Source organism: Mesorhizobium sp. M1A.F.Ca.IN.022.06.1.1 (genome assembly GCF_003952605.1).
Lineage (GTDB): Bacteria > Pseudomonadota > Alphaproteobacteria > Rhizobiales > Rhizobiaceae > Mesorhizobium.
This window is the reverse complement of record NZ_CP034455.1, coordinates 3,821,635-3,840,440: the sequence shown is the minus strand read 5'-3', so window position 1 is coordinate 3,840,440 and position 18,806 is coordinate 3,821,635. Positions and strand designations below refer to the sequence as shown.

General features: G+C 64.1%; 17 protein-coding genes, 1 tRNA gene and 1 pseudogene. 12 read left to right on the top strand and 7 right to left on the bottom strand.

From position 1 onward, the window contains the following. Positions 1-244, bottom strand: a 244-nt coding sequence (locus tag EJ078_RS18420; protein WP_208720763.1) for a bifunctional ornithine acetyltransferase/N-acetylglutamate synthase, incomplete at its 3' end; no start/stop codon positions are given. Between the two features lie 177 nt (positions 245-421). After that, on the bottom strand, positions 422-1,339 hold the full coding sequence (locus tag EJ078_RS18415; RefSeq protein ID WP_095823957.1) for a peptidylprolyl isomerase: 918 nt from the start codon (positions 1,337-1,339) through the stop codon (positions 422-424). A 263-nt stretch (positions 1,340-1,602) separates the two neighbouring features. On the opposite strand from EJ078_RS18415, the gene secA reads away from it, so the two are divergent. The 7 genes and pseudogenes from secA to EJ078_RS18380 all read left to right on the top strand — a co-directional run bounded on the left by secA (position 1,603) and on the right by EJ078_RS18380 (position 11,514). Continuing rightward, positions 1,603-4,335 (top strand): preprotein translocase subunit SecA, encoded by a 2,733-nt coding sequence (gene secA, locus EJ078_RS18410; RefSeq protein ID WP_095823958.1) that lies wholly within the window; start codon positions 1,603-1,605, stop codon positions 4,333-4,335. Between the two features lie 122 nt (positions 4,336-4,457). Then, positions 4,458-5,861, top strand: coding sequence for a lipopolysaccharide biosynthesis protein (locus EJ078_RS18405; protein ID WP_095823959.1), 1,404 nt, complete (start codon positions 4,458-4,460; stop codon positions 5,859-5,861). Next, a complete protein-coding gene (locus tag EJ078_RS18400) occupies positions 5,861-7,141 on the top strand; it encodes a GNAT family N-acetyltransferase (RefSeq protein WP_095799922.1) in 1,281 nt (426 codons plus the stop codon). The genes EJ078_RS18405 and EJ078_RS18400 overlap by 1 nt, the downstream gene beginning before the upstream one ends. 70 nt (positions 7,142-7,211) lie before the next feature. Continuing rightward, positions 7,212-8,366, top strand: a complete 1,155-nt coding sequence (locus tag EJ078_RS18395) for a YncE family protein (protein WP_127217166.1) — start codon at positions 7,212-7,214, stop codon at positions 8,364-8,366. A 174-nt stretch (positions 8,367-8,540) separates the two neighbouring features. Continuing rightward, complete coding sequence (locus tag EJ078_RS18390) at positions 8,541-8,861, top strand: metalloregulator ArsR/SmtB family transcription factor (RefSeq protein WP_066990141.1); 321 nt, start codon at positions 8,541-8,543, stop codon at positions 8,859-8,861. Positions 8,862-8,912: 51 nt separating this feature from the next. Continuing rightward, complete coding sequence (locus EJ078_RS18385) at positions 8,913-10,301, top strand: NAD(P)-binding protein (protein ID WP_127217167.1); 1,389 nt, start codon at positions 8,913-8,915, stop codon at positions 10,299-10,301. 14 nt (positions 10,302-10,315) lie between these two features. Further along, positions 10,316-11,514: pseudogene (locus EJ078_RS18380) on the top strand (MFS transporter). Between the two features lie 97 nt (positions 11,515-11,611). Here the strand turns inward: EJ078_RS18380 and EJ078_RS18375 are convergent. After that, positions 11,612-11,696 (bottom strand) — tRNA-Leu (locus tag EJ078_RS18375). Positions 11,697-11,959: 263 nt separating this feature from the next. Between EJ078_RS18375 and EJ078_RS18370 the strand changes: the two genes are divergently transcribed. Together EJ078_RS18370 and EJ078_RS18365 are read left to right on the top strand one after the other, a co-directional pair. Then, positions 11,960-12,550, top strand: a complete 591-nt coding sequence (locus tag EJ078_RS18370; protein ID WP_127216534.1) for a YqaA family protein — start codon at positions 11,960-11,962, stop codon at positions 12,548-12,550. 127 nt (positions 12,551-12,677) lie between these two features. After that, the gene (locus EJ078_RS18365; protein WP_066990150.1) at positions 12,678-13,196 is read left to right on the top strand and encodes a disulfide bond formation protein B; all 519 of its coding nucleotides are present in this window, start codon (positions 12,678-12,680) and stop codon (positions 13,194-13,196) included. A 199-nt stretch (positions 13,197-13,395) separates the two neighbouring features. On the opposite strand, the gene EJ078_RS18360 is transcribed toward EJ078_RS18365, so the two are convergent. Both EJ078_RS18360 and EJ078_RS18355 read right to left on the bottom strand, forming a co-directional pair. After that, a complete protein-coding gene (locus EJ078_RS18360) occupies positions 13,396-13,953 on the bottom strand; it encodes an HNH endonuclease (protein ID WP_066990153.1) in 558 nt (185 codons plus the stop codon). Between the two features lie 110 nt (positions 13,954-14,063). After that, positions 14,064-14,723, bottom strand: a complete 660-nt coding sequence (locus tag EJ078_RS18355; RefSeq protein ID WP_095779366.1) for a DNA-3-methyladenine glycosylase — start codon at positions 14,721-14,723, stop codon at positions 14,064-14,066. A gap of 91 nt (positions 14,724-14,814) precedes the next feature. Between EJ078_RS18355 and gluQRS the strand changes: the two genes are divergently transcribed. Next, positions 14,815-15,690 (top strand): tRNA glutamyl-Q(34) synthetase GluQRS, encoded by an 876-nt coding sequence (gene gluQRS / locus EJ078_RS18350; RefSeq protein WP_127216533.1) that lies wholly within the window; start codon positions 14,815-14,817, stop codon positions 15,688-15,690. Here gluQRS and EJ078_RS18345 read toward each other — a convergent pair whose 3' ends face one another. Then, on the bottom strand, positions 15,691-15,978 hold the full coding sequence (locus tag EJ078_RS18345; RefSeq protein ID WP_066990158.1) for a hypothetical protein: 288 nt from the start codon (positions 15,976-15,978) through the stop codon (positions 15,691-15,693). Positions 15,979-16,138: 160 nt separating this feature from the next. On the opposite strand from EJ078_RS18345, the gene EJ078_RS18340 reads away from it, so the two are divergent. Then, entirely contained in the window at positions 16,139-17,041 is a 903-nt protein-coding gene (locus EJ078_RS18340) for a DMT family transporter (protein ID WP_067319647.1), read from the top strand. Here the strand turns inward: EJ078_RS18340 and EJ078_RS18335 are convergent. Then, a complete protein-coding gene (locus EJ078_RS18335) occupies positions 17,011-17,862 on the bottom strand; it encodes a YihY/virulence factor BrkB family protein (RefSeq protein WP_066990164.1) in 852 nt (283 codons plus the stop codon). The two genes, EJ078_RS18340 and EJ078_RS18335, sit on opposite strands and share 31 nt — an antisense overlap. 58 nt (positions 17,863-17,920) lie before the next feature. On the opposite strand from EJ078_RS18335, the gene EJ078_RS18330 reads away from it, so the two are divergent. Then, positions 17,921-18,787 (top strand): SDR family oxidoreductase, encoded by an 867-nt coding sequence (locus EJ078_RS18330; protein WP_127216532.1) that lies wholly within the window; start codon positions 17,921-17,923, stop codon positions 18,785-18,787. Positions 18,788-18,806: the final 19 nt, after the last annotated feature.

The window sequence follows — 18,806 nt, the reverse complement described above, 5'->3', positions numbered from 1 at the left end:
TCACCACCAGCACACGCGCCTTGCCGGCGGACAGGTTCTGGCGGCAGTAGTCGACCGGCGCCGAGGGGCATTTCGACTTGGTGAAGACACCGGCGACGGCCGTGCCGGGATCGAAGACCATGGCAAGCAGATCGGTGCGATTGCGATATTTGATCCCGGCCTCGGCGGTAGCGATGCGCACGCCCTCGATGACCGGCATCTTGGGATATTTCTTCGGTGCGAGCGGCGAAATCATTGCGGACATGGGACCCCGGAGCGGCAGAACGCAAATAGGAGGCCGGTTTGCCCGATAGCGCGCGCTGGCGCAAGAGCGTTCTGGCCGCGCTTGATGCGCTCTCTCGGGGTGCGCGGCATAGCGCGCGCCTGAAATGCGAAAGGGCGCCCGAAGGCGCCCTGAGCAGCATCTTTCAGGCTGGCCGGCTTACTTGCCGCTCTCCAGCGTGTCGACCGCCGACTTCAGCTTCGCGTCCGGGATCTCGATCTTGGCGGCGCCGCGCAATTCCTTGACCATGGCGAAATACTTGTCGCGGATGACGGCCTGCTTGGCCTGGTCCTTGACGTCGTCGAAGGCCGGCGGCTGCTTGGCGCGCTTGTCCTCGACCTTGATGACATGCCAGCCGAACTGCGACTGCACCGGCTCCTTGCTGTACTTGCCGACATCAAGCGCAAACGCGGCCTTGTCGAACTCCGGCACCATCTGCCCGGGACCGAACCAGCCGAGGTCGCCGCCATTCGACTTGCCGCTCGGGTCGCTCGTGTGCTCGTTGGCGAGCTTCTGGAAATCAGCGCCGCCGTCGAGCTGCTTGATGATCGCCTCGGCTTCTTCCTTCGTCTTCACGAGGATGTGACGGGCGTGAATCTCATTGACCGGCGGCGTGTTGGCAATTTCCTGGTCGTAGCGGGCGCGGATATCTGCATCCGTCACCTTGTCGACGACTTCCTTCTCGACGACCTCGCCGTGCAGGGCGCGCTGCTGCAGGAAGGCCATCCGACGCAGGAAATCGGCATCCTTGTCGAGGCCGCTGTCGACCGCTTTCTTGGCCATGACGCGGATTTCAATGGCCGCCGAAAGAGCAGCGGCGCGGCGCTGTTCCGGCGGCAGCTGCGCGAACTGCTGCGACAGCTCGCCTTCGGCCAGCGCGAGATCGGCCTCGGTCAGCTTCTCGCCGTTGATGGTGGCGACCACGGCGTTGGGATCCACGGGAGCGGCTGCGGGAGCCGCCGCGCCCGGCTGGGCGGGCTTGGTTTCCTGCGCCATCAGCGGCGACAGCGAAAGAGCCGAGAGCCCGAAGGCCAAGCCAAGGCTGGCGAGCGACGCGCGGCGGAACGACAGGGACATCAAGATAACTCCAATGGGGATTGCCGATAAGGATCGCTTGAACGGGAAGGTTCCAGATCAGTCCGATTGTGGCGGAATTTGGCGCTGCCCATAGGGCTAACGCGGCGTTGACATCAGTTGAGCCCCCTCTTATCTGTCCAACGACTTGGCGTCCAGAACCGTTTTCCGGGCGCTTTTTGCGTTTGTCCGCATTCACGCGGATTTGATGGGCCCGCCAGGCGCCTGTCGCAAACGGCTAAAATTGCTATCGAAAGGACCATTGGATGGTCAGTCTCGGCGCTCTCGCGCGTAAGGTTTTCGGCTCTTCCAACGACCGCCGAGTCAAGGCGACAAGGCCCCGGGTCGAGGCCATCAATGGGTTGGAAAACGAGATGCGGGCGCTCTCCGATGCCGAGCTTGCCGGCCGCACCGAGAAATTCCGCCAGGACTTCGCCAATGGCGCCTCGCTCGACGACCTGCTGATACCGGCCTTCGCAACAGTGCGAGAGGCGGCCCGCCGCGTTCTCGGCATGCGTCCCTTCGATGTCCAATTGATCGGCGGCATGGTGCTGCACAATGGCGGCATCGCCGAGATGCGCACCGGTGAGGGCAAGACGCTGGTCGCCACCTTGCCGGTCTATCTCAACGCGCTCGCCGGCAAGGGCGTCCATGTCGTCACGGTCAACGACTATCTTGCCAAGCGCGACGCCGAATGGATGGGCCGCGTCTACAAGTTCCTCGGCCTCACCGTCGGCATCATCGTACACGGCCTCTCCGACGACGAGCGCCGCGAGGCCTACGCCGCCGACGTTACCTACGCCACCAACAACGAGCTCGGCTTCGACTATCTGCGCGACAACATGAAGTATGAGCGCTCGCAGATGGTCCAGCGCGGCCATGCCTACGCCATCGTCGACGAAGTCGACTCGATCCTTGTCGACGAGGCGCGCACGCCGCTGATCATTTCCGGTCCGCTCGAGGACCGCTCGGAAATGTACAACACCATCGACGCCTTCATGCTGAAGCTCGGCCCGGCCGACTACGAGGTCGATGAAAAACAGAAAACCACGATCTTCACCGAGGACGGCACCGAGAAGCTGGAAAACATGCTGCGCGATGCCGGCCTGTTGAAGGGCGAGTCGCTCTACGACGTCGAGAACGTCGCGATCGTCCACCACGTCAACAATGCGCTGAAGGCGCACCTGCTGTTCCAGAAGGACAGGGACTACATCGTGCGCAACGGCGAGATCGTCATCATCGACGAGTTCACCGGCCGCATGATGCCCGGCCGCCGCTATTCGGAAGGCCTGCACCAGGCCCTCGAGGCCAAAGAGCATGTGCAGATTCAGCCGGAGAACCAGACGCTGGCCTCCGTCACCTTCCAGAACTATTTCCGCCTTTACAAGAAGCTCGCCGGCATGACCGGCACGGCGCTGACCGAGGCGGAGGAATTCGCCAACATCTACAATCTCGAAGTCACCGAGATCCCGACCAACCTGCCGGTCGCCCGCAGGGACGAGGACGACGAGGTCTACCGGACGGTGGAAGAGAAGTACAAGGCCATCGTCAAGGAGATCCGCGACGCCCGAGAGCGCGGTCAGCCGATCCTGGTCGGCACCACCTCGATCGAGAAATCCGAGCAGCTGGCCGAGCGCCTGCGCAAGGAAGGTGTCAAGAATTTCGAGGTGCTCAACGCCCGCCACCACGAGCGCGAGGCGGCTATCGTCGCCCAGGCCGGCAAGCCCGGCGCTATCACCATCGCCACGAACATGGCTGGACGCGGTACCGACATCCAGCTCGGCGGCAATGCCGACATGCGCATCGCCGAAGAACTAGCGGATATGCCCGCCGGCCCGGAGCGCGAGGCGCGCGAACAGCAGATCCGCGATGACGTCGCGCAGCTGAAGGAAAAGGCGCTGGCCGCTGGCGGACTCTACGTCTTGGCGACCGAGCGCCATGAATCCCGCCGCATCGACAACCAGCTGCGCGGACGTTCCGGCCGCCAGGGCGATCCTGGCCGTTCGAAATTCTTCCTGTCGCTGCAGGACGATCTGATGCGCATCTTCGGCTCCGAGCGCATGGACGGCATGCTGCAGAAGCTCGGCCTCAAGGAAGACGAGGCCATCATCCACCCGTGGATCAACAAGGCGCTGGAGAAGGCGCAGAAGAAGGTCGAGGCGCGCAACTTCGACATCCGCAAGAACCTACTGAAATACGATGACGTCTCCAACGACCAGCGCAAGGTGGTTTTCGAGCAGCGCATCGAGCTGATGGATGGCGAAGGCCTGTCGGAGACGGTCGCCGAGATGCGCGAGGGCGTCATCGAGGAAATCGTCGCCAAGAACATCCCGGAAAACGCCTATGCCGAGCAGTGGAACGTCGCCGGCCTGAAGGAGGAAGTGGCGCAGTACCTCAATCTCGACCTGCCGATTGAGGACTGGGTCAAGGAGGAGGGCATCGCCGAGGACGACATCCGCGAGCGCATCTCGGCCGCCGCCGAGGCAGCCGCCAAGGAACGCGCCGAGCGCTTCGGCCCCGACGTCATGAGCTATGTCGAGCGTTCGGTCGTGCTGCAGACGCTCGACCATCTATGGCGCGAGCACATCGTCAACCTCGACCATCTGCGTTCGGTCGTGGGCTTCCGCGGCTATGCCCAGCGCGATCCGCTGCAGGAATACAAGGGCGAGGCCTTCGAGCTGTTCCAGGGCATGCTCGGCAATCTGCGCCAGGCCGTGACCGCGCAGCTGATGCGCGTCGAGCTGGTCCGCCAGGCGGCTGAAGCGCCGCCGCCGTCGGCGCCGGATATGTTCGGCAGCCATATCGACGGCACCACCGGCGAGGACGACTTCCAGGGCGGCGAGACGGCGTTGTTGGTCCGCCAGGAATCCCATGCCATGGTGGCACCCGAAAATCGCGATCCGAAGAATCCCGCGACTTGGGGCAAGGTCGGCCGCAACGAGGCCTGCCCCTGCGGCTCCGGCAAGAAATACAAGCACTGCCACGGCGCCTTCGCCTGATCCCCTTCACTTCTTCTTCCCGGATATGACGGGGAGAAGGAAGCCCTCCACCCAACCGTTTCTTAATGTGTTTCGCATACACCGAAACCTTGGAAACAGGCGGAAAACGGAGAGTATTCGGGGTGCGCTTTTCCGCGGCGACGACTGCCGGGCGGTTCTTGCCGCAGCGCTGGGCGCTGCGCATGGGGCCGCTGCTTGGCCGCATCGACGCCGTGCTGTTCAGCGCCGACGAACGCGGCGAAGCCGGCCGCATGTCGCTGATCGCATTCACCATCCGCATCGTCAGCGCGGTCATCGCCTTCGTCAGCCAGGTGCTGATGGCACGCTGGATGGGCTCGTTCGAATACGGCATCTTCGTGCTGGTCTGGGTGACGATGGTCATCGTCGGCAATCTCGCCTGCCTCGGCTTCCACACCTCGGTCATCCGTTTCATTCCCGAATATCGCGAGCGCGGCATGCTCGCCGAGCTGCGCGGCATCGTGCTGGCGAGCCGGCTGTTCGTGCTGGTCGCTTCGACGGTGATCGCGGGGCTGGGCGCGCTCGGCGTCTGGCTCGCCTCGCCCTGGATCGAGAACTACTACGTCGTCCCCTTCATCCTCGGCATCATCTGCCTGCCGATGATCGCGATGGGCGACCTCCTTCAGGGACTGGCGCGGGCGAACTCATGGGCGCTGTTCGCGCTGTCGCCGACCTATCTGGTGCGGCCGGTGCTGATCCTGGTGTTCATGGCGCTTATGCTCGCCATGCACTACGTGCCGGATGCCAAGACCGCGATCTTCGCCTCGATCGCCGCCACCTATACCACGACGCTCGGCCAACTGATGGGCGTGACCTCGCGCATGGACAAGCAGATCCCGGCCGGGTCGATGACCGTGCATTTCGGCCGGTGGTTCCTGGTCTCGCTCCCGATCTTCCTGGTCGAGAGTTTTTTCTTCCTGCTCACCAATGCCGATGTGCTGATGGTTGGCGCCTATCTCGAGCCCAATGACGTCGCCGTCTATTTCGCCACCGTGAAAACGCTGGCTCTGGTGCATTTCGTCTATTTCGCCGTCAAGGCGGGCGTTGCCCAGCGCTATGCGCAATTCACCCATGGCGAGCCGGAAAGGCTCGCCGCCTTCGCCCGCGAGACCGTCTCCTGGACCTTTTGGCCCTCGCTCGCGATGGCGCTGCTGGTGCTGGCGCTCGGCGAGCCGATGCTGGTGCTGTTCGGCCCTGAATTCACCGCCGGCTATCCGCTGCTTTTCCTGCTGGTCTTCGGCGTCGTCGCGCGCGGCGCCGTCGGCCCCTGCGAAAGCCTGCTCACCATGAGCGGCAACCAGAACATCTGCGCCGCCGTCTATGCCATGACGCTCGCGCTGAATATCGCTCTCAATGTGGTTCTGATCCCGCTCTTCGGCCTCTGGGGCGCGGCGATCGCCACCAGCCTCGCGATGGTCTTCGAGGCCGGCGCGCTGTCCTTCACCGTCTGGCGCAAGCTCGGCATCGTCATGGCGATTTTCGTGCCCGCAAATAAGGAAGTCGCCTGATGGCCGCCATTCCGCTGCTTGAAGAGACCAGCGGCGGGCCCGCCGGCGCCATGGTGTCGGGCCTTGCCGGCCTCGTCAGGGAGGCCGATCCCGCCCATATCGAGCTGTTCGCCAACAACCGGCCGGAGCGCAAGCTCGCGATCTATCCCGCCTCGGCCGGCTTCGACCTGGTCGAGGAGCTCGACTATCTTAGCGCCCGCGCGATCGAGCCCAACGTCTTCTTCAACCCGCGCTTCCTGGCGCCGGCCATGCCGAGGCTCGAGGACCGCGAAGTGCGGCTGGCGGTGATCCGCGACGGCGACGAGTTCCGCAACCGGCTGCGGCTCCTTGTGCCGTTCTCGGTCGAGCGCCCCGCAATTCCGCTCGGCGTCCCGGTCATGCGCACATGGTCGAGCCCGTTCGGCCCGCTCGGCACGCCGCTGGTCGATCGTGACGATCCGGTCGGCGTCATCGAGGATTTCTTCTCGATGCTGTCCAGGCCGCATCTCAAATTGCCGAAGGTCTTCGTGCTGCCCGACATCAAGCTGGACGGCCCGGTGGCGAGCCTCCTCACCTCCTTTGCCGACAGCCGCGGCCTGACCCTGGTCGTCACCGGCAAGGCCGAGCGCCCGGTGCTGGAAAGCGATGCCGACGGCGACGACTACCTCAAGGCCTCGCTGCGCGCGCATCACTATCGCGAATTCCGCCGGCTGAAGCGGCGCCTCGCCGGCCTTGGCAAGCTGGACCATGTGGTGGCGCGCGGACCGGACGAGATCCGCCACGCCATCGAAAGCTTCCTGACACTGGAGGCGGCCGGCTGGAAGGGCCGCGAGCGCACGGCCATGGCGATCGACCGCTACCGCGCCGCCTTCGCCCGCGAGGCGGTGCACAGGCTCGCCGAGCACGACATGTGCCGCATCCACACACTGACGCTCGACGGCCGCACGATCGCTTCTCTCGTCGTCTTCGTCGAAGCGGGCGTCGCCTACACCTGGAAGACGGCCTATGACGAGACGCTCTCGGCCTATTCGCCGGGCACGCTGCTGATGATCGAGGTGACCAAGCAGCATCTCGATGATCCCAATGTCGCCATGACCGATTCCTGCGCGGTGCCCGACCATCCGGTGATGAGTCGCCTGTGGACGGAGCGCAAGCCGATGGGCACGCTGGTGGTCGGCCTGACGCCCGATGCCGACCGGCCGGCCCGCCAGGCGGCCTCGCAGCTCCATCTCTACCGCGAGACCCGCAACATGGCGCGGCTCCTGCGCAATCGCATGCGGAGCCTCTTGAAAAGGCGCTAGCTGAAAGGCCGCACACCGGCTATGGCATCCGGCGGCCGGATCCGGCCTGCCTCTTCACAAAGCAATCCAGATGTTCGAAACCTTCCTGCGCTTCGCCCGCCTCTGTGCGCCGCTTGTCCTGCTCGCCATGCTCCCGGCGCGAGCCTTCGCCGAGTCCTGCCCCGAGGATTGCTCCGAGCCTGCGCCCGTCGACATCTACAGCCACACCACCGCCGGCCATATGGCTCCAGCCGCGGCAGCTGCGTTGCCGCGCGTCTATGTGCCCAACCGTTCCTCGAACAGCGTTTCCGTCATCGACCCGGCGACGCTGAAGGAGGTCGACAGGTTTGCGGTCGGCAGCAAGCCGCAGCACGTCGTTCCTTCCTGGGACCTGAAGACGCTTTGGGTGGCCAATAACGGCACCGGCAAGAACGGCAGCCTGACGCCGATCGACCCGACGACCGGAAAGCCCGGCAAGCAGGTGCCGGTCTACGACCCTTACAACATGTATTTCATGCCGGACGGCAGCGCCGCCATCATCGTCGACGAGGCCCTGAGGCGGCTCGATCTGCGCGATCGGCGGACCATGGCGCTGCAAGCCGTCATCCCGACGCCGGCCTGCCCCGGCATCAACCATGCCGATTTCGCGGCCGACAATTCCTATGCGATCTTCACTTGCGAGTATGGCGACGGCGGACTGGCCAAGATCGACCTGAAGAACCGCAAGGTGCTCGGCCATCTCGACCTGTCGAAGATGGGCATGCCGCAGGACATAAGGCTCTCGCCCGACGGCAAGGTCTTCTACGTCGCCGATATGATGAATGACGGCGTCTTTCTGATCGAAGGCGACAGCTTCAAGGAGATCGGCTTCATTCCGACGGGCATTGGCGCGCATGGCTTCGTCGTCAGCCGCGACGGCAAGCGGCTCTATGTCTCGAACCGCGGCTCGCACAAAATGGAGCAGGGCCGCGCCGACGGGCCGGGCAGCGTGACGGTGATCGACTTCGCGACGCGCTCGGTCGTCGCCCAATGGCCGATCCCCGGCGGCGGCAGCCCTGACATGGGCAATGTCAGCGCCGACGGCAAGCAGCTCTGGCTCTCCGGCCGCTTCGACAGTGAGGTCTATATGATCGACACGACGAGCGGCGCCGTGATGAAGATCCGCGTCGGCGTCGAGCCGCACGGCCTGACAGTGTGGCCGCAGCCGGGGCGCTACTCCCTGGGGCATACGGGGAATATGCGGTAGGGTGTCGGTGACCTGCAAATGCTGACGACCTCAATCTCAATGGAGCCTTGTCACCATGTCCGCTGACCTTCCGCGACGGCTCGCTGCCGATGCACTTGGAATTCATCAGACCTTATTTCGATCATTTTCGAAATAGGAGTTGACCGGCGGCGGCGGAGGGTGCAGTCTATTTCCATGAAACTCGAACAAGCCGCAAAACAGCTCGAAGCCATCGGCAACCCGACACGGCTCAAGCTCTATCGCACACTGGTCAGAGCCGGCGAAGCTGGCCGGCCGGTGGGGTACTTGCAGGACACCCTTGGCATCGCGGCCTCGACGCTGTCCCATCACCTGCATCGCCTCATTCTGACCGGCCTCGTGACGCAGGAGCGTCAGGCGACGACCCTCATCTGCCGGGCCAACTATCCTATCATGCGCGACTTGATCGGCTTCCTGGCTGACGAGTGCTGTGCTGACGCAGCTTGCGGCGCGACGGAGAGCGACGCGGCGGCATAGCCTCTTTTTTGCATCGTATTTCGATGATCCCGGAAGGATGGAAAAATGTCGATGAATGACCCTGACGCCCTCCCTGTCGCCGTCATCGGAGCCGGCCCGGTCGGCTTGGCGGCTGCCGTCCAGCTCATCCAAAGGGGGCTCCCGGTGAAGGTCTATGAGGCCGGCGTTGGCATCGGCACAAATCTCAAGGACTGGGGCCATGTCCGGGTGTTCACGCCTTGGCGCTATTGTGTTGATCAGGCGTCCCGAAAGCGTCTTGAGGAGAGCGGCTGGACGATGCCCAAGCCCGAGGCGTTCCCCACCGCTGATGAACTGATTGCCCGCTACCTCGAGCCGCTAGCAAGGCTCCCTGAACTCTCCTCGTCCATCGAAACCAGTGCACGCGTGATTGCTGTTTCGCGCTGGGGCGCAGACAAGGTCTTGAGCAAAGATCGAAAGGCGCGACCGTTCATGCTGGTGGTCGAAACCAGGGAAGGCATTAGGCGCGACAGTGCACGAGCCGTCATTGACGCCTCAGGCACGTGGCAGACGCCAAATCCACTTGGGGCCGGTGGTGTCCCGGCGGAGGGCGAAGCGGAGTTCGCAGACAAGATTGCCTATGGCATTCCCGACATTCTCGGCCGCGACCGCACCCTTTATGCCGGCCGCGCCACGCTTGTTGTCGGTTCGGGTCATTCGGCCGCCAATGCCCTGCTCGATCTCGATAGGCTGGCTGCGGTTGAGCCGGGAACCACTTTTGTCTGGGCGACACGCGGGACCGATCTGGTTCGCATTTACAGCGGCGGAGACTTGGATCAACTGCCTGCCCGTGGCGAGCTTGGTTCTGACGTTCGCGAACTTGCGGAGAGCGGGCGCACAAAGCTCGTCACTGGGTTCGCAACGCTGGCCATCCGCAGCTCAAACGGCCGCCTGGCAGTCGAAGGTCAAACGAAGGATGGCCTACAAACTCTCGGGCCTTTCGACTGCATCATCGCGGCGACCGGCCAGCGGCCCGATCTGTCCGTTACGCGCGAGCTTAGGCTTGATCTTGACCCATGGCTTGAGGGCGTAAAGGCGCTGGGGCCTCTGATCGACCCCAACGAGCACTCCTGCGGCGATGTTCCCCCGCACGGTTATCGCGAACTGAGCCACCCCGAGCCCGACTTCTACACTGTCGGCGTTAAGAGCTACGGCCGCGCCCCGACCTTCTTGCTGCTGACCGGGTATGAACAGGTGCGATCGGTCGCGGCAGCCCTCGCTGGCGACATGGCGGCTGCGGATGCGGTGCAACTGGTGCTACCCGAAACCGGCGTCTGCACGGTTCCCCAGTCGACCATACGCGCGACCGCTGGCGGATGCTGTGGTGGTCCCGCTTCTTCAGAAGCTGCCGCCTGTTGTGTCGCCGATGCTGAAGCGAAGGCCGCTGGCAAGGGTGGCTGCGGGTGCGGGGTGGCAGCCTAATCGCACCACGCCCGATGGAACGCAGTCGCCGAACGATCATCACCGTCCTCGGCCTGACCCAAATCATGGCCTGGGGGTCCACCTATTACCTGCCGGCGGTGATTGCACCAAAGGTCGCCGCCGACACCGGCTGGCCGCTGCCTTGGGTCGTGGGTGGATTGTCGCTTGGCCTGCTCGTCGCCGGACTGATCTCACCTCGCGTCGGCTCGTCCATTGAGCGCCACGGCGGCCGGAACGTTCTTGCGTTCAGCGCCGGCTGCATCGGCATCGGCCAGATCGGGCTCGCTGCCTCGCCGAACCTTGCCGCCTACATCGCAGCGTGGCTCGTTGTTGGGCTTGGAATGGGGCGGGCTTGTACGATGCCGCTTTCGCGACCCTCGGCCGGCTCTACGGGCATAGCGCGCGCTCGGCCATCACAACCCTTTCGCTGTTCGGCGGCTTCGCCAGCACGTTCTGTTGGCCGATCTCGGCCTTCCTGATGGGCGAGACGGGCTGGCGCGGCACATGCCTCGTCTATGCTTCGGTCCAGTTGTTCTTCGCCCTGCCTCTGTATCTCGGAATGTTGCCGCGTGGGATACCGCTGCCGAGCGTCACAGATCGGCCGGGAAAGGAGCAGGTTGGCACCCCAGTTCAGCCGGCCTCAGTTCCGATCATGGTCGTCCTGGCTGCCACGCTGACCTTGGCGGCGGTCATTTCGTCGACTGTGTCGGTTCATCTCCTCACCATCTTGCAGGCCAGCGGCATGGCGCTCGCCGCTGCCGTTGGGCTCGGGACACTGGTCGGCCCCGCTCAGGTGTCGGCGCGTGCCGTCGAGATGATCATCGCCCGCTACCATCATCCCATCTGGACCAAGTTCGCGTCGGTGAGCTTCGTCGCCATCGGCATTGGTGCGCTCTGGGCCGGGGTTCCGGTGGTGCCTGTGGCGCTGGCGTTCTACGGTGCAGGCATCGGCCTCGAAACGATAGCGCGAGGCACGCTGCCGCTCGCTCTGTTCGGTCCGTCGGGATACGCGAGACTGATGGGGCGACTTGCCATGCCCAGCTTGATCGCTCAAGCAGCAGCGCCGTCTGTCGGAGCGCTATTGTTGGAGCATGTGGGCGCTCACGGCACTCTAGCAGCTCTCGCTGGCTTGGCGCTGCTGAACGTCGGACTGGCGTGTAGCCTTGGCTGGCTGATCTTCCGTCGTCGAACCTTAGAGGTACAGGCGCAGTGATGCTTTGTAACCGGCCGTTAGCCCTGTGAAGCGGTTGGCCAGCCCATGAAGCTCCGTCACTTCGGCAACTGCCTAGTTGATGGTCAAAGAGACCAATTGGTGCCCCTAGCCGGGATCGAACCAGCACTCCTTGCGGAACTCGATTTTGAGTCGAGCGCGTCTACCAATTCCGCCATAGGGGCTCAGGCCGGGCAGCCTGGATGGGCGCGGACTATACGGGCGGACAGGCTTTCGTCAACTGGCCTGTTGCCGATTTGCAGGCGCTCTGCACCCGGCCATGCCTTTCAGTCTCGTGAAGGTGCCGCCATTGTGCGGCGCGGAAAATCTTTCTAGACAGGGGATGCGTTGAAGCGCCTCGGATCCCAAAGGGTGGATGCGGCGCTTTGGGACCTTGTCTTCCTGCCACCCGGTGTCCAAAACCACTGCGCGCTTTTCAGGAGAGCCGATGCTTCGCGGACTTTACAACTGGACGATGTCCCTGGCGGCAAGGAAATCGGCCGAATGGTGGCTGGCCTTCATCGCCTTCGTGGAAAGCTCGGTCTTTCTGGTGCCGGCCGACGTGCTCTATCTGCCGATGGCGCTGTCCAAGCCGGAGCGCGCGTATCGCTACGCGCTGGTAGCAACGGTGGCCTCGGTGCTCGGCGGCGTCGCCGGCTGGTTCATCGGCCACTACGCCTACGAGGCGGTCGCCAAGCCGATTCTGGAATTCTACGGCAAGTATGACGAGTTCGAGCAGCTGCGCACCTCATCCGGCGTCGGCTTCATCGTCCTGATGCTGATCACCTCGGGCGCGGCGCATTTGCCGCCGATCAAGGTCGTGACGATTCTGTCGGGCGTCATCGGCGTCAACCTCCTGCTGTTCATCGGGCTGGCGATCGTTGCGCGCGGCGCCCGTTTTCTGCTGCTTGCCTGGCTGCTGCGCCGCTACGGCGAGTCGATCAGGGAGTTCATCGAGAAACGGCTGGGCATGATCGTCAGCGCCGGCGCCGCTGCCCTTATTTTGCTCTATATCGCGGTCAGATACGCCCACGGATAATGCATGTCGGCCAAAAGTGCGCAGCGGTTTTGGGAGAACGACATGCATCGAAACAAGACTCAAGCGCGGCGCCTGAATTCATTTCTGCGCGATGCGCTTTAGGTGCCAAGCGAACGGATCACGACCGATGACAGCGACCATGACCGCCGACACTGGACGCCAGCGGACGCGTGCCGCGCTGTTCCTGGCCGTCGCCATGGCGGCGACGGTCGGCTCGGCGCTCGCCTTCCAGTATATCGGCGGCTACATTCCCTGCCATCTGTGCCTGGAGCAGCGCACGCCCTATTATATCGGCGCGCCGCTGATGCTGGTCGCGGCCGCTGCCTCAATGCTGCGCGCGCCGGCCTGGTTGACGCGCGGCCTGCTGGCGATCGGTGGCCTGTTGATGCTCTATGGCCTCTATCTCGGCGTCTACCACTCGGGCGTCGAGTGGGCGTGGTGGCCTGGCCCCGCCGACTGCACGGCCAGCGCCGGTCCGGTCGACACCGGCGGCAAGGGCGTGCTCGATGCGCTGGACAAGTTCGTGCCGCCCTCCTGCGACAAGGCCGCGCTTCGCATTCTCGGCCTGTCGCTCGCCGGCTGGAACGCCATCGCTAGCCTCATCCTGGCCGCCGTCGCCTTACGCTGCGCGCTCGCGCGCGACTGAGCTACACAGCCGTAGTGACGGGGAGAAAAGAGGCCGTCATCAATGGCTTCGCCAATGATCGACGTGCAGAATGGGCGACGTCGCGGCGCACAATTCCTTCTCCCCGTAACTAAACGGAGAGAAGGTGGCGCCAGCCGGATGAGGGCAACGCCGAAGATCGGCAATTTGTCGTTGCATGGCCGGTCGATTGTGCCGAACTCTACGGCTCCAATTCGACATCCCAGTAGAGATAATCCATCCAGCTTTCATGCAGATGGTTGGGCGGGAACAGGCGGCCGTTATTGTGCAGATCGTGCACGGTCGGCTGATAGGGTTTTTGCAGCGGCCACATCTTGGCCTGCGCCGGCATCATGCCGCCTTTCCTGAGATTGCAGGGCGAGCAGGCGGCCACGACGTTCTCCCAGGTCGTCGCCCCGCCGCGATGGCGCGGGATGACATGGTCGAAGGTGAGATCGTCGGTCGTGCCGCAATACTGGCACTGGAAGCGGTCGCGCAGAAAGACGTTGAAGCGGGTGAAGGCGGGATGCCGCGACGGCCTCACATAGGCCTTCAGACTCACCACGCTCGGCAGCTTCATCGAGAAGGTCGGCGAGGAGACGGCGTGTTCGTATTCGGCGACGATATTGACCCGGTCGAGGAAGACAGCCTTGATGGCGTCCTGCCACGACCAGAGCGACAGGGGGTAATAGCTGAGCGGACGGTAATCCGCATTCAGCACCAGCGCGGGAAGCCCATCCGGAGATACGGCAACCGTCACGTAGTTGGCCTCCTTCGTTCCAAACCGAACGCCACGGATACTGTAAGCCCGACATGACAGGGATGTGAAGCGGATTGTCGTTCGGCGAAACGTTCAAAAACGCATGATTTTCATGCTTTTTCGGCCATCTCGACAGGTGGCGCCGCGTCCCTGCCCTTCAATTCCCGATAGTAGGCCCAGAAAAGCCGCGACGCGACCCCTCGCCACGGGCTCCATGATTCGGCCAGTCGAATCAGAGTTTTCTCCGGCGGACGAGGGTCGATGCCCAGGGCATGGCCGACCGCCGTCTGCAGCGCGACGTCGCGCGCGGGAAACACATCGGGGTGGCCGGCGGCGAACAGCAGGTAGCACTCCGCCGTCCACGGTCCGATGCCCGGCACCGCCGTCATCGCCGCGATCGCCTCGTCGGCGTCGAGCGAGCAGAGATGGTGGAGGTCAAGCCCGCCGGCCACGGCTCGCGCGATGGCGATCAGCCCGCGCTGCTTCGGCCGCGACAGGCCGGCCTCGCGGAAAATATCCTCGCCGGCGCAAAGGATGCCTTCCGGCGTCAGCGGATCGACCAGCCTGATCAGCCGGCCGAAAATGGCATCGGCGCTGGCGCGGGACACTTGCTGCGAGACGATGATCGACGCGAGGCTGCCGAATCCCGGCTCGGAGAGCCTCAGCGGCACCTCGCCGGCCATGCCGCGTACCTTCTCCAGCCGTGGATCGAGCAGGCAGAGCGCGTCGAGTCCTGCCGCAATGTCGTCGAGCGAGGCGATGCGTTGCACGTTTGCTTGTTCCCAGGGCGCTCATGAAGTGGCAATTGATGCTAACTATCAACCGGCGGAAGCGCCTTTCAACCCGAATGCCGTCCGAGACATGACGCTCCTGACATTCCGCTTCGCGCCGAGCCCCAATGGCGAGCTGCATCTCGGCCATGCCTATTCGGCCCTGCTGAACCGGCAAATGGCGGCGCGGGCGGGAGGACGGCTGTTGCTGCGCATCGAGGACATCGATGTCATCCGCTGCACGCCGGAATTCGAGGCCGGCATATTCCGCGACCTGGAATGGCTGGGGTTCGAATGGGAAGAGCCCGTGCGGCGCCAGTCCGAACATTTTTCCGAATACAGGGCCGTGCTCGACCGGCTGATCGCCGAGGAACTCGTCTATCCCGCCTTCATGAGCCGCGGCGAGATCCGCGCCTTCATTGCCGAGACCGAGAAACGCGGCCGCGACTGGCCGCGCGACCCCGACGGCGTGCCGCTTTACCCGCCGCTCGACAAGGCACTTCCGTCTAAGGAGCGCAGGCGGCGCATTGCCGAGAACACGCCTTTTGCCTGGCGGCTCGACATCGAGGCAGCAATGGCACGCGTGCCGGGCGCCTTGTCATGGGTCGAGTTCACTGACGAGGCTATGGCCGCGACGCACACGGTCGACGCAACGCCGCAGGCCTGGGGCGACGTCATCGTGGCGCGCCGCGATATCCCGACCAGCTACCATCTCGCAGTCGTCGTCGACGACGCGCTGCAGGGCGTCAGCCATGTCGTGCGTGGTCAGGACCTTTACGCGGCGACCAGCGTGCAGCGCCTGTTGCAGGACCTGCTCGGTCTGCCCGCACCGCGCTACTTCCACCATCGGCTGATCCTCGGCTCAGACGGCCGCAAGCTGTCCAAGAGTTTCAAGGACACCGGCCTTGCCGCACTCAGGCAGGCAGGCGTGTCGCCGCAGGATGTCATGCGGCTGGTTGGGCTTTGACTACAAGCGAGCCAGTCCGGCCTTGATCAGCGCCATCACGCTGATGAAGACGAAGGCGCCGCTCAATCCCCATGCCACAGCTAGCTTGATATCCCGGAAGGTGATGCCGTGCTCGTTGGCGATCATCACCGCAACGAAAAAGCCCAGCGTGAAGAGCAGCGTGTTGCCGGTCGAGCCGAAGCCGTCATCCTTCATGATGGCATCGAGCGCGGTGCCGAAGAAGAATCCGAAGACCGCGACGGTGGCGACCGCGAACAGCAGCCATGTCGTCCCGAGATGCAAAAGCATGCCTGCTCATGGCGTGCCTTAACGCCATGCCCCTCTTGGCACCGTTTGTTGAATTCGGATGAGCTTATGGATCAACCGTTTCGTTTTGCTTGCCGAATTGATCGGCATTAGAGCAATTGCCGACATCAACTTTTCACGCGCAGCCAGAGCCCTCCTTCCAATGCACAGCATCAAGCGGTTCATCCCCGCCTCTTTCGTCGTTCTGTGGGCGACCGGCTTCATCGGCGCGCGCTATGCAATGCCATGGGCGGAGCCGTTCACCTTCCTTGCCATCCGCTTCGTGCTGGCGGCGATCCTGTTTGCGGGACTGACCGTCCTTATCGGCTCGCGACGGGCCACCCGCGAGGAGGCGCTTCATGCGACGGTGGCCGGCGTCCTAATGCACGGCGTCTATCTGGGCGGCGTCTTCTGGGCGATCCACAGAGGCATGCCGGCCGGGCTTTCGGCGCTGATCGTCGGCCTGCAGCCGCTGATCACGGCGGTGCTCGCCGGCAAATTTCTCGGCGAGGCGATCCTGCCGCGCCATTGGGCGGGCCTTGCCGTCGGGCTTCTGGGCGTCGTCATCGTGCTGTGGCCGAAGCTCGGCATGATTGGCGGCGGCGTTACCGCGGCAACGCTGACGGCCTCGCTGGTCTCGGTGCTCGGCATGGCCGCTGGTACGATCTGGCAAAAGCGCTTCGCCTCCGGCGGCGACCTCGTCTCGGCGACCATGTGGCAGTATGTCGGCGGCTCGGTCGTCACGATCCTGGGGTCGCTCGCCTTCGAGACGCGCACCATCACCGTCAACGGCGAGCTCATCTTTGCCATGGCATGGCTGGTCCTGGTGCTGTCTCTCGGCGCCATCTTCCTGTTGATGGTGATGATCAGGGACGGCGAGATGTCGAAGGTCGCATCGCTGTTCTATCTTGTGCCCGCCGTAACCGCCGTCATCGCGTGGGCTCTGTTCGGCGAAGAGCTCACTCTGCTGCAGATCGCCGGCATGGCGATCGCCACTTTGGGCGTCGGGCTCGCGACCGCCCGTCAGGACAGAGCTCAACCCACGCGGGCGCGCGCCTCGAGATAGCGGCTGATCGCGGCATTGAGCTCGCCGCCAAGGATGAAAATGGCCGAGATGATGTAGAGGAACACCACCGCGATCATGATCGAGGCCAACCCCGCATAGGTCGTCACATAGGACGAGAAATGGTCGAGATAGGTGGCGAAGATGGTCGAGCCGGCCAGCCACGCGACCAGCGTGAAGACGATGCCCGGAACGATGGAAACGAAGCGGCGCTTGCCGGCCGGCAGCCAGATATGCACCGCGAACAGGCCGATGACGATGACCGTCGAGGCGATCACGTAACGCCATATGGTGATCGTGCCCATATAGGGCTTGATCCATTCCAGATGCGCCTCGGCCAGCCGCGCGAGCAGGGGCGCGAGCACCAGAAGCACGCTGACGGCGAGAAAGCAGGCCGTCGCGATCAGCACGAAGACGATGCTCTGCACCCGGCGGTGGATGATGCCGCGCGTCTCGGTAACGCGATAGGCGCGGTTGAGCGAGGTCCTTAGCGCCTCGATGCCGTTCGAGGCGAAGTAGGCGGCTAAGAGCACGCCGTAGGTCAGGAGGTCGCTGCGCCGCACGGTGAGCACATTCTGCACCTCGCGCGCGATCGGCTTGGCAATCTGCTCCGGCCAGGTGTCGAAGACCAGATGCACGGCCGTGTCGGCGAAGGCGCGCGCGCCGAGAAAGCTGGCCAGCGTCGTTGCGAAGATCAGGAACGGAAACAGTGCCATCAGCGAGGTGATCGCCAGATGGCTGGCCATTGCCCAGCCATCGTCGGTGGTGAAATGGCCGATCGCATCGTAGAGCACGCGCTTGACCGCGACGATATTCCTGAGCAAGGACCCGCGCTCCGCTCGATTGTGTCGACGCCGCGAATATGGGAAGGGATTGCGGCAAATGGCAACCCCAGGTCCCACAACGTTGCCCACCGCTGAACAGTTGCGCAGCATCATCGTCACCGGCACCTCCTCCGGCATAGGCGCCTATTGCGCGCGGGCATTGAAGGAGGAAGGCTGGCGCGTGTTCGCCACGGCCCGCACACCGGCCGACATCGACGCGCTCGAGACGGAGGGCATCGAAGCCTTCTATCTCGACTATCGCGAGCCTGAGTCCATCGCCGCCCTGGCCGAGGCCGTGCTGGAGCGCACGGGCGGCACGCTCGACGCGCTGTTCAACAATGGCGCCTACGCGCAACCCGGTGCCGTCGAGGACCTGCCGGTCGAAGCGCTGCGCGAGCAGTTCGAAGCCAATTTCTTCGGCTGGCACGACCTGACCCGCCGCGTCGTGCCGGTCATGCGCCGCCAGGGGCACGGTCGCCTCGTCCACTGCTCCTCGATCCTGGGGCTCGCCCCGGTCCGTTTTCGCGGCGCCTATTCGGCGTCGAAACATGCCGTCGAAGGCCTGATGCTTTGCCTGCGCCAGGAGCTCGAAGGCAGCGGCATTCATGTCTCGTTGATCGAGCCGGGGCCGGTGACCTCGAAGATCGCCAGCAACGGCCTGGTATGGTTCTTGAAGAACATCGACGTCGAGAACTCCGTTCACCGCGCCGACTACCAGGCGCAGCTCGCGCGGCTCAAGGCCGGCGGCAGCGTCTCGCGTCTGAAGCCCGGACCTGAGGTGGTCCATGCCGCCTTGCGCCACGCGCTTCTGTCACAGCGCCCGCACCCGCATTATGTGGTAACGGTGCCGGCCAGAATCGGCGTGGCGCTCAAGCGCATCCTGCCGGCCTCGATGCTCTACCGCGTGCTCGCCAGGCGGGCCTGACCGAAACCCAACTGGAGCC

Coding starts and splice junctions, on each gene's coding strand:
- EJ078_RS18385 (WP_127217167.1), top strand. CDS start 8,913: ATGAATGACCCTGACGCCCTCCCTGTCGCCGTCATCGGAGCCGGCCCG.
- EJ078_RS18370 (WP_127216534.1), top strand. CDS start 11,960: ATGCTTCGCGGACTTTACAACTGGACGATGTCCCTGGCGGCAAGGAAA.
- gluQRS (WP_127216533.1), top strand. CDS start 14,815: ATGACGCTCCTGACATTCCGCTTCGCGCCGAGCCCCAATGGCGAGCTG.
- EJ078_RS18365 (WP_066990150.1), top strand. CDS start 12,678: ATGACAGCGACCATGACCGCCGACACTGGACGCCAGCGGACGCGTGCC.
- EJ078_RS18390 (WP_066990141.1), top strand. CDS start 8,541: ATGAAACTCGAACAAGCCGCAAAACAGCTCGAAGCCATCGGCAACCCG.
- EJ078_RS18340 (WP_067319647.1), top strand. CDS start 16,139: ATGCACAGCATCAAGCGGTTCATCCCCGCCTCTTTCGTCGTTCTGTGG.
- EJ078_RS18400 (WP_095799922.1), top strand. CDS start 5,861: ATGGCCGCCATTCCGCTGCTTGAAGAGACCAGCGGCGGGCCCGCCGGC.
- EJ078_RS18415 (WP_095823957.1), bottom strand. CDS start 1,339: ATGTCCCTGTCGTTCCGCCGCGCGTCGCTCGCCAGCCTTGGCTTGGCC.
- secA (WP_095823958.1), top strand. CDS start 1,603: ATGGTCAGTCTCGGCGCTCTCGCGCGTAAGGTTTTCGGCTCTTCCAAC.
- EJ078_RS18330 (WP_127216532.1), top strand. CDS start 17,921: ATGGCAACCCCAGGTCCCACAACGTTGCCCACCGCTGAACAGTTGCGC.
- EJ078_RS18395 (WP_127217166.1), top strand. CDS start 7,212: ATGTTCGAAACCTTCCTGCGCTTCGCCCGCCTCTGTGCGCCGCTTGTC.
- EJ078_RS18345 (WP_066990158.1), bottom strand. CDS start 15,978: ATGCTTTTGCATCTCGGGACGACATGGCTGCTGTTCGCGGTCGCCACC.